Consider the following 9,130-nt stretch of genomic DNA (forward strand, 5'->3'; position numbering starts at 1 on the left):
TCCCACGGCTTCATGCGGATCTTGTTTTACGGAACCTCGGGGTCCGCCCATTCAAGGGGCGTCTTCCGTGCCGTGCGTGGGGAAGTGCGGGGGGATTGCGCGCGCGACTTCTCCTGGTGGGTGGGGTGGCCGAGGTTCCGTAAAAATCCTGATCATGGGGGTGGAGGGGTGGGTTCTCGGGGGTTCCACCGTGCTGAAATCACGCTACGGCCGATCCGGGCCCGCGTTCCCCCCGCTCCCCCCTGCGGCGTGTTAGCCCCAGACGGGGTCCACGGCAGCGTTCTCGGACCTGCGGTAGAAGTCCGGCTTGAGAGGGCCGTAACAGTCCAGGGCCCGCTGCTCATCGTTCCAGAGCGATGCCCTGCCGCTTCGCCCAGGTCTGGGGTGCCAGCATGTACGCGTTGGGCACGGTGGCGTCCGCGGCCGCGTGTGCCCGGTGCACGCGGCCGCGGCGGATCTGCTCCACATGCACTGGCCGCAGCCTGCTCGCCGTCATCGCGGCAATAACGATCCGGTGTGTCAGGTCGGTGCCGTTCCGGTAGACCCAGGGAGGCATCTGCCCCTCGCGCAGCAACCGGCCGGCGCGGACGGCTTCCCGCTCGTCCGCGTACACAGTCAGCGGGCTGCGTTCTTCAGCCGCGGTCAGCAGGGCCAGGCACACCGTGAGGAACTCGGCGTCGGAACTGCGGCTGATACCGGTGGCGGACAGGTCGATGGTGTGGGCCTCCCGGTCGACGGCGATCCCGCCACGGACCTGCCCTTCCGAGAGGGAGGCGTCGCAGTAGGCCGTGACCGGTGTGCCGGGCACCTCGGGCAGATGCGGGTGCCACTCATGGACCGGTATGAAGCGCACCGCGAGGCTGAACCGGTTGTGGTACACCCACTCGATCCTCATGTCGCGCGCGCCCGGGCGGGACTCCACAGCGCGGGCGATCGTATAGGCAGCCACCTCGGCATACCGCGCGCTGGCCATACGGAACTGGACTCTTCGCCAGCTGCTCCAGTCGAAGTACACCGTGAAGCGTTCCCGCTGGGTGAGGTGCCGACTGATCGTGTCCGCGAGCAGCGTCAGCGTCGTGGGCCCGATCGGCGCGCGGCGCGGATGGACCTGGATGACGGCGCTGGCGTAGAGGTAGGGCACGGAATCCTTCCTGACAGCAGGCAGCCTAGTCGGCCGCTCACAGGCCCGGCATCAGGTACTGGCTACGACCGAGACCGGCCCGCGTTCCCCCCGCTCCCCGCGCGGCGTGTCAGAACGATGGATCACCAGGGATAATCCCCGTCGTACCCCCACGTGTGCACGTCATCGCCCGCGCACGCCGGACAGCAGCACCGGCACACGCTCTGCCGCTGCGCACACCGGCTCCAGGTACACAGACCCTCGGCGCCACCGCACCGGTCATCTGCCTCCACGTACTCGTACGGGCCGAACGGGTCAGCCTCCAGATCGAACTGGGCTCGCGGGTCACTGGGATGCACGGTGCTCCTCTCTACAGTCCTGGTATTGGGTCCTGGTCGACGTCCCGCCGCTCCAGCCGGGTCCGGTAGTCCGGATCGCACTCCGGCCCGTATCCGCGGCGCCGCGATTCCTCGTCATGAAGTTCCCTGCCGCAGCCCAGACCGCGGCACCACACCCGCCGGCGCAGCCCGGCAGGCTGGTCGGTGAGGGCTTCCTGCTGCTGTGAGGCCATGACTCCAGTGTGATCCGTGCGAGGGGGTAGCGCGCTGACGAGACGAGCGGTTAGCATGCGCTTACGCAATGCGTGTGACTGGCCACCAACCCCGGTTCGGGGCGGTGGCCTTCGCTGTATGCGGGGTCAGCAGAACTCCAGGGCGCAGAACTCCACGCCGTCAGAGTCGACGTGGTAGCCGGGCCGCTCATAGCCGTGGACCCACCGACTCTTACGCGGCCAGCCGTCGGCGGTCTCGCGCTCCCGGATGGTGGCCTCCAACTCGTCGGCGCTGAGCTGGCGGCCGTGCTCAGCGCGGATGACGACGTGGTCCTGGCGCAGGAAGGTCATCCAGTCGGCGAGGGTGGTGAGGTTCTGGCTGGGGTGGGCTCGCATCAGGAAGCGGTGCCCGTGGACGTACTGGCCGATGTGCAGGCCCTCACCGTCCGGGTCGCCGCCGGGGAACGGTCCGAAGGCGTAGTAGTTGACGGACATGGGGTCCTCCTAGGCGGCAAGGTCGGTGTCGGAGCGGACGATCCGACGGATGGGCAGGTAGTCGCGGCCGAGTTCGCGGGCGATGAGCTGCTGCTCGCTGCGGACCACGATGCCCTTGCCGGCCGGGGTCGTTGCCTCGGGGCGGTCCAGGATGAAGCCGATCCGGTGAAGGGTGTAGGCGGCGATCTGGTCCACGAAGAAGGAGCGGGCGTCGCCGCGGAGGCGGCAGCCGGCGCGGAGCTGGATGCGGCCGTTCTTGGTGGTGCGGATGTCCCAGGGCTCGACGGTGCGGACGGTCTCGGTGCCGTCGGCGTCGCGGTAGGTGAGGGTGACGGCGGTCTGCCGGTCGATGGCCCGGTAGAGGTCGGTGAGCGTCTTGGTCTGGGTCTGCTTGGCCGTCAGCTTCATCGTGGTGTCCCCCTTTGGTGCGGTGTGAGACTCACTCTACCCGTTCAAGCATTGCCTAGCAATGTCTAGTGCGGTAGATTACTCAGTGTTGGGGCGTTGCCCTGGCCGCCGTACCTAGCTAGGCATGGCGCCGTCATGCAGATTGGAGGAAACTGGCGTGGTCAACGCCCCCACGCGCCGCCGTCCCCCGGGCCACCCGGACCACACTCGGCGGCGTCCACAGAAAGGACCCCGCCTCGTGGCCGGATCCCTCCGCGACCGCCTCACCACCGCAGTCAGCCAGCTGAAGCAGGCCGGCCAGCACGACTCCGCCCAGGCGGTGGAGTCGGTGCTGGCGCCCGGCGGCTGGCAGTTGCTGAAGCAGGCTGGCGGAACGAGCCCGCTGTCCATCACGATCGACGCCGAGGTCAAGGCCGCTCTGCTGGAGGCGGCCGAGGAGTTCGGGGTGACGGTGCGGGCCCTGGCCGAGGAGGCGTACCGCAAGGTCCTTGCGGACGAGTGGCTGCCGCCGAAGGCCGGCCAGCGGTACCAGCATTTCACCAAGGCTGTCCTCAACGTGGGTATCGACGCCGAGCTGCGTCAGCAGGTCCGCGCGAAGCTTCCGGAACTGTCTAAGCGTGAGGGGCGCCGGATCAGTGAGGCCGGCATCGTCGTCGCGTGGGCGTGCGAGGAGTTGGGTGTCGATACCGGCACGGGCTTGACCGTGGATCTGGTGCTGCCGAGGCCGTTGAGGGAGCACTTCGTCAGGTCGGCGGAGGATGCGGGTGTGTCGATGGAGGCTGTGGTCGCGGAGCGGCTGCGGCAGCTGTTCGATGGCTCGTGGTCGCTGCCGCGTCCGACCCGGGTTCCGAAGGGGACGTGGGGGAATGTCGAGCAGGCGAAGATGCGGGTCCGTGTTGAGGACTCGCTGCGTAACCGGCTGCATGAGATGGCGCCGCAGTTGTCGGAGGCGGCTGGTGTCCGGGTGTTCCCGGGGACGGTGATCCGGCAGATCCTGGTCGACCGGTTCGGCGAGCCGACCGAGTAACGGCTTCTGGGGTGGGCCGGCCTGAGCGCCGACGCCAGACCGGCCACCGCCCCCTTTCACTGAGCACAACCTCATAGGAGAGCTTCATGCCGCAGGGCATTGAGGCCCCCGTCAGCAGCACGGCGGAGGGCCAGACCTCGCACACCCAAAACCAGGCGGCCAAGACCGCCGGCGCCCTCGCTATCCGCCCTGACCAGACCACGTGGACGCCGGAGCAGGCCGCGGTCCTCCGGCAGTCTGGCATCGACGACGAGGTGACGGCAGCCGAGCTGTCCAGCTTCCTGCACCTGTGCCAGCGCACCCAGCTGGATCCGTTCTCACGACAGATCTACCTGATCGGTCGATGGGACAGGCGGGCCGGTCGGAAGGTTTTCACCCCGCAGACGAGCATCGACGGGTACCGGGTCACCGCGCACCGAGCGGCCGCGAAGGCCGGCCACAAGCTCGGCTACGAGGACACCGTCTGGTGTGACTCGTCCGGTCGCTGGTTCGACGTGTGGCTGTCCGATGAGCCGCCGGCCGCCGCGAAGGTGGTCGTGGTCCGAGATGGTCAGCGGTTCCCGGCGGTGGCGAAGTACAGCGAGTACGTGCAGACGGGCAAGGAGAACAAGCCGATCGGACTGTGGGGCAAGATGCCCGCGACCATGACGGCGAAGTGCGCCGAGGCGCTGGCGCTGCGTATGGCGTTCCCGAACGACCTGGCTGGGGTGTACACGGCTGAGGAGATGGCGCAGGCCGATAACCCGGAGCCGGAGCAGGCCCAGGCGGGTGTGACGGTCGTGCAGTCGACGCCGAACACTCCGCCGGCCGGGGCGGCGCCGACGACGCGTGACTACCTTGCTGAGGCAGCCGAGACGGCTGACGCCGAGCAGCTCGCCGCGATCCTCGCCGACGCCGAAGCGGCTGGCGCTCCTGCGGAGTACATGGCATGTCTGGCCGATCTGCGCGACGCGCATGCCGCCGAGACTGTCGGCCCGGTGCGGGAGTTGCACAGCGCAGCGCAGGCCCGGGGTGTGCACCCCGACCACCTTGCTCGCCTCGCCGCGATCGGCGCCACCAAGCCGGGCGCCAAGCGGCAGGCCGCCGGTGACGAGGAGCAGGGCGGCGGAGAGCAGAGGGCCGCCTGAACCACCCGGGCCGGCATGCGGCCGGCCCCTGGGAGGCCGTCGAGCCTCCCCTGAAGTCCCCGTCTTGGGGCGCTGCCTCATCCTTTCCCGGCTGTCCGCCGAATCGAGGTCCGTCATGCCCGAATTCGTGTCCTGGCTGTTCGCGTCCCAGCTCCGATTCCTGGTCGCGGGCAACGTGCTGCTGTTCGTGATCGGCCTGTTCTTTCTGCTGCGGCGGCCGCGTCGCCGGGTGCTGGCTGGGGGCGGGACGGTGGTGCGGGTGATGCCGTCCGAGTTGCAGGCCGGGGTCGATGAGGCGGTGCGGGCGGCGCAGGAGGCCGCGGAGCGGATCGTGCGTGATGAGGCGGCCCGCTTGTCGGATCTGTACGACTGACCATTCCCTTCCCCTGTTTATGGAGGTGAGACCGCGATGGCGGTTCGCGTCCGTGCTGCCGCCGCGGTGTTCACCGCGGCGGTTGCCGTTTACGCCCTTGTTCAGTCCCGCCGGGCCGGTCGGCTGCGTCGGGAGCTTGCCCGGGAGCGGGCGTCGCACCATCTGGTGGCCGGCTGTCTGGCCCGGGATATCGACCGGTTCCGGTACCGCCTGAACCAGGCCGTCGTCCAGGAGGCCGTTGCTGCGGCTGCTGGCCGGGTGCTGGATGAGTCTCTTGCCCGCTACGACCACACGATCCCGCCGATGGAGGGAGGCCCCAAATGACGGAGACGGCCACAGTGAAGAGCAGCGAGCAGTTGCGCCGTGAGTGGGTGATTCACCCGCACTTCAAGTACCGGGGGTGCGCCCCCGACGTCGACAACCCGCTGCGGATGGCGGGGGATCCGAGCCTGCACGTCGGTGCTCACCACGGTCCGGACGCGTTCCTGCCAGAGGGGCAGGTGGAGCGTCGGGAGCGTGAGGATAAGGCGATCGAGGTCTGCTTGAACTGCCCGGTGATGGTGGCCTGCGACCGGTACGCGTCGTCCGTCACGCCGGACGGGAAGTTGGCGGAGCCGGAAGGTGTGTGGGGTGGCCGGCGGGCCCTGGAACGGCACAAGGCCCTCATCCGGGCGCGGCACACGGTGGCTGCGGCGCCGGACCGGGCGTTCCAGACGGCGCAGAAGCAGGCGGTCCTCAAGGCTCTGGCCGTGGTGTGGGATCCGTTTGAGGTGGCGGCCCGGGCGAATGTGGATGTGCGGACGGCGAACTGGCAGCGGTCGAGCATCGTGACGAAGCTGGGCCTGCCGAAGGACGCCACGCGGATGCGGGCTTTGGCGGCCGCGCGGGAGCGTGGGCTGCTGGAGGGTGTGGAGCTGGTGCCGGATGACGGCACGGTTCCGGCGATACCGCCGCCGACGAAGCTGCCCGCCGCCTCGGAGACCGCGGCCACCGAGGAGCCGGTGGCGCTGCCGCCGGTTGTGACGCTTACTGGCCGGCGCCCTCGCCGGTCCCAGGTCCGGGTGATCCCCGGCCAGATGACTCTGTTCCCCACCCACTCCCCGCTTGGAGCTGTCGCATGACCGAGATCCCCACCACCGAGTCCCCTGCCGTGTCTGCCGAGGAGGAGGCCGCGTTCGCGGTGATGTCGGCGGACGCTGTCCTGACTGGGCGTGCGATGTGTACGGGTCAGGCGGTGTCGTCGGCGGAGTTCTGGGCGGGTCTGCTGGCGGCCGCGTTGGTGGATACGGCTGGGTCGCCGCGGAAGCTGCCGGCGGACATGTGGCCGGACCAGGACCCGGCGGTGGTGCAGGAGGTATGGGATCGGGCGTGTGTGGTGGCGGTTCGAGCGGCTCAGTTCGCGTCGTCGCCGTGGTTGCACCGGGATCGTTTGCAGGGTCTGCAAGAGCTGTTGGCGGAGGCCGGGTTTCATGCGATGGCCGGCTCGGTGCAGCGGTCGCTGCGGCTGGTGGTGGCGGGGCATCCGGCGGACTCGGAGATAGGCCGGGAGCATTGACGAGCTGTCATGACCGGTGTGACAAGACGTTCGTGAGACACGTGAGGACGGACCGGAGACAGGTGATGACTCGAAACGGTAGGCTGGCGCCTGTGCCAGACGACTCCTCAGATGCGAACGGGGGAGTCGCTGGCCGTCAGACAACATGGAACGGCCCCGCAGTGGTCCTGGTGCTGGTAACACCGGGTGCGGGGCCGGGCCGACACACAACCTGGACGAAGGTGCCGACGATGGCCAAGAGTACCCGGGGACTCGACCCCGTAGACAGGCTGCCCCGAAGTTTCTGCGGATCCGGCGTGAAGATCACACCGCCGACGCAGCCGGGCCCTGTCCCTTCAACCCCCACAGTCGCGTGACCGCCCCGGGCGACGAGCTGGCTGCTCGCCGTCAGAACCGGGCGAACACGAAGCGGCGTGCTACGAACGGTGCGCAGCTCCCCTCCAGCCGCGACGACCTGCCCGGCTGGATCACGTTCTTCTTCATCCCGAGGGACGCCTGCGAGGCGTGCTCCCGGCACTGGCATCACAAGTGCGCGGGTGTCAACGTCCTCCTCAACCCCATCCCGAACTGCCCTTGCGACTGCGGCGACCGGAAGGACCCGGCCCGGCTGAGCCCGCAGGGGTGGGCTGATCTCGCACTGCACGCACCCGAAGAGGTGTGGGTGGCTGCCATGTTCGAGCGGCAGCGTGCCGCCGGCATCCACATGTGCGTTATGGACGACAGGGAGCGGCACAGGCCGTTCCGAGAAAGGGATCCGATGACGTAGGGCTTCCTGGGCGGGAGGTTCCTGGGCCCCTTGGCGGGGGCTCATCCTCTACCGCCTGGCCGCTGGTGTTGGCGCACCGTGCGCGGCCTCGTACCACGGCTCGAAGTTGGCGCTTCGAGCTAAGGCTCCGGTCTCCCGGAGCGTCCTTCAGGTTCTCACCGAACCACTCACCACCGAGCGGGCTTTTTCATGTCCGCAGGACGGCAGGTACATAGTGCCTCAGCGCACCCCTTCTTGTCAGCTTGGCAATCCCGTCGTGGGCGATTCGCGGCTTATCTCCCCCCGCACGGACGACACCGAGTGCCCCCAGCAGCCCTTCGACACGACCACCACCACCGTCGTAATCGAACAGATGACCGATTACAGTGCAGGTCACGGTCGTGGTGCGCGACTGCTGGTGACCGCAGCTAGCCAGTGGCTGCACACCACGACCGGCCGCATCGCCACCGACCCCTACTCCTGGATGCAGGCCGTCCACTGGGTCGCCGGCTCCGGCCTCTACACCCCCTCCCGCGCCCACGGCCCGAAGTGGGGGCCGACGACCATCGCCATCGCCCAGGAGATCGCCGCTCTCAAGGAGTGCCGGCCCGGCGTCGACTACCTCGCCCGCAAGCTGAAGACCTCGGAGCGCACCGTCCAGTACCACCTCGGCATGCTCCGCGAGGCCGGGCTGCTCGTGTACCGCAGCAAGGGCACCCGCATCTCCGGTGTCGGCGGCCGTGCTTCCGAGTTCGAGCGGACCATCCCCGCCGCCTTCGATGAGGCGCTCGGGATCCGCACGGTCGGGGAGGGTGCAACGCGCCGCCCGGTCGGCGCCGCGGAGGAGTCCCGGACCCTGCTCGGGAAGCTCGCCAAGAAGGCCGCCCGGAAGACCCGCCGCCCCCGCCGCCGGACCACGGTTTCGGAGCGAGGGCGTTGCACCCCAATGCAGGGTGGTACCTCAACGTCTTCTTCTCCTGCTGGTACTCACTCTCCCTCTGAGAGCAAGCTCGCAAGCGGGGAAGGCAAATCCCCCACCCCGAAGAAGTCCAACCGCGGGCCCCGCAAGCTGAACAAGGTCGGTCACCGCTACCAGCTGGCCCGTGAACTGAAGCAGATGGTGGCCTGGCTCAACCGCGCCTCCGTCCCCCGGCTCGCGTGGATCGTCCGGCACGTCGCTGACGCCGGCTGGACCGCCCTCGAAGTTCAGGCCGCCGCCGAGCAGCTGCCCGTGGGTGCGGATGATGCCCGCCGTCCTTCCGGGCTGCTGGCCTACCGGCTCGCGTCCTGCCACCTGCTGTACACCACCCCCGCCCGCCGCAAGGTTCTGGTGGAGGCGTGGCAGGAGTCCCGTGCCGCCGAGCAGGCCCGTCACGATGACGCCGCCTACAGCGGTCTCGGCGCCGACCGCACCCCTGCCCGGGTCAGCGTGCAGTCCCTGGTTCGGGAGGCGTTCCGACGCACCCGGCAGATTGCAGCCGGCCCCGTGGACGACGCCAGCTGCTTCGAGATCCCGGTGGAGACCGCGCCCGAGCCGGTCGCCCTGGAGGGCCTGGACCGGGAGACCGTGCTGCAGATGCGGGCCGCCGCCGAGATTGACCCTGCGTTCATTTACAGCGCCCTGGAGACCGGCATGAGCGAGCGGGACGCCCGCCGCCTTTTCACCAACTGGCTCGTCGACCAGGCCCTCAACGCCCAGCGCACCGTCGCCCCCGCCTTCTGAGGAGACC

The 9,130-nt window shown here is 69.1% G+C and carries 11 protein-coding genes; 7 read left to right on the top strand and 4 right to left on the bottom strand.

Annotated features, from left to right (window positions below):
* Positions 1-340: 340 nt before the first annotated feature.
* From ACZ7DL_RS34910 to ACZ7DL_RS34925, 4 genes are all read right to left on the bottom strand, one after another.
* Positions 341-1,141 (bottom strand): hypothetical protein, encoded by an 801-nt coding sequence (locus ACZ7DL_RS34910; RefSeq protein ID WP_470780488.1) that lies wholly within the window; start codon positions 1,139-1,141, stop codon positions 341-343.
* A 349-nt stretch (positions 1,142-1,490) separates the two neighbouring features.
* Positions 1,491-1,691, bottom strand: coding sequence for a DUF6011 domain-containing protein (locus ACZ7DL_RS34915; protein WP_470780490.1), 201 nt, complete (start codon positions 1,689-1,691; stop codon positions 1,491-1,493).
* Positions 1,692-1,817: 126 nt separating this feature from the next.
* Positions 1,818-2,165: a hypothetical protein gene (locus ACZ7DL_RS34920; RefSeq protein WP_470780492.1), complete on the bottom strand. Its 348-nt coding sequence runs from the start codon at positions 2,163-2,165 to the stop codon at positions 1,818-1,820.
* Between the two features lie 9 nt (positions 2,166-2,174).
* A complete protein-coding gene (locus ACZ7DL_RS34925) occupies positions 2,175-2,573 on the bottom strand; it encodes a WYL domain-containing protein (protein ID WP_470780493.1) in 399 nt (132 codons plus the stop codon).
* A gap of 157 nt (positions 2,574-2,730) precedes the next feature.
* Between ACZ7DL_RS34925 and ACZ7DL_RS34930 the strand changes: the two genes are divergently transcribed.
* The 7 genes from ACZ7DL_RS34930 to ACZ7DL_RS34960 all read left to right on the top strand — a co-directional run bounded on the left by ACZ7DL_RS34930 (position 2,731) and on the right by ACZ7DL_RS34960 (position 9,123).
* Positions 2,731-3,600, top strand: a complete 870-nt coding sequence (locus ACZ7DL_RS34930) for a hypothetical protein (RefSeq protein ID WP_470780495.1) — start codon at positions 2,731-2,733, stop codon at positions 3,598-3,600.
* Between the two features lie 86 nt (positions 3,601-3,686).
* Positions 3,687-4,727 carry a phage recombination protein Bet gene (gene bet / locus ACZ7DL_RS34935; RefSeq protein WP_470780497.1) on the top strand — a complete coding sequence of 347 codons (1,041 nt, stop codon included), beginning with the start codon at positions 3,687-3,689 and terminating at the stop codon, positions 4,725-4,727.
* Positions 4,728-4,842: 115 nt separating this feature from the next.
* Positions 4,843-5,100, top strand: coding sequence for a hypothetical protein (locus ACZ7DL_RS34940; RefSeq protein WP_470780498.1), 258 nt, complete (start codon positions 4,843-4,845; stop codon positions 5,098-5,100).
* Between the two features lie 36 nt (positions 5,101-5,136).
* Positions 5,137-5,424 (top strand): hypothetical protein, encoded by a 288-nt coding sequence (locus ACZ7DL_RS34945; protein ID WP_470780500.1) that lies wholly within the window; start codon positions 5,137-5,139, stop codon positions 5,422-5,424.
* Entirely contained in the window at positions 5,421-6,221 is an 801-nt protein-coding gene (locus ACZ7DL_RS34950) for a WhiB family transcriptional regulator (protein WP_470780501.1), read from the top strand. Before ACZ7DL_RS34945 ends, ACZ7DL_RS34950 begins: the two co-directional genes overlap by 4 nt.
* The gene (locus ACZ7DL_RS34955; protein WP_470780503.1) at positions 6,218-6,655 is read left to right on the top strand and encodes a hypothetical protein; all 438 of its coding nucleotides are present in this window, start codon (positions 6,218-6,220) and stop codon (positions 6,653-6,655) included. The genes ACZ7DL_RS34950 and ACZ7DL_RS34955 overlap by 4 nt, the downstream gene beginning before the upstream one ends.
* Positions 6,656-7,818: 1,163 nt before the next feature.
* The gene (locus ACZ7DL_RS34960; RefSeq protein WP_470780505.1) at positions 7,819-9,123 is read left to right on the top strand and encodes a helix-turn-helix domain-containing protein; all 1,305 of its coding nucleotides are present in this window, start codon (positions 7,819-7,821) and stop codon (positions 9,121-9,123) included.
* The last annotated feature ends 7 nt before the right edge of the window (positions 9,124-9,130 follow it).

This window comes from Streptomyces sp. NPDC036984, from assembly GCF_055607665.1.

Excerpts from the sequence above, each read along its gene's own strand:
- bet (WP_470780497.1), top strand. The coding sequence starts at position 3,687 with ATGCCGCAGGGCATTGAGGCCCCCGTCAGCAGCACGGCGGAGGGCCAG.
- ACZ7DL_RS34915 (WP_470780490.1), bottom strand. The coding sequence starts at position 1,691 with ATGGCCTCACAGCAGCAGGAAGCCCTCACCGACCAGCCTGCCGGGCTG.
- ACZ7DL_RS34940 (WP_470780498.1), top strand. The coding sequence starts at position 4,843 with ATGCCCGAATTCGTGTCCTGGCTGTTCGCGTCCCAGCTCCGATTCCTG.
- ACZ7DL_RS34955 (WP_470780503.1), top strand. The coding sequence starts at position 6,218 with ATGACCGAGATCCCCACCACCGAGTCCCCTGCCGTGTCTGCCGAGGAG.
- ACZ7DL_RS34925 (WP_470780493.1), bottom strand. The coding sequence starts at position 2,573 with ATGAAGCTGACGGCCAAGCAGACCCAGACCAAGACGCTCACCGACCTC.
- ACZ7DL_RS34950 (WP_470780501.1), top strand. The coding sequence starts at position 5,421 with ATGACGGAGACGGCCACAGTGAAGAGCAGCGAGCAGTTGCGCCGTGAG.
- ACZ7DL_RS34945 (WP_470780500.1), top strand. The coding sequence starts at position 5,137 with ATGGCGGTTCGCGTCCGTGCTGCCGCCGCGGTGTTCACCGCGGCGGTT.
- ACZ7DL_RS34920 (WP_470780492.1), bottom strand. The coding sequence starts at position 2,165 with ATGTCCGTCAACTACTACGCCTTCGGACCGTTCCCCGGCGGCGACCCG.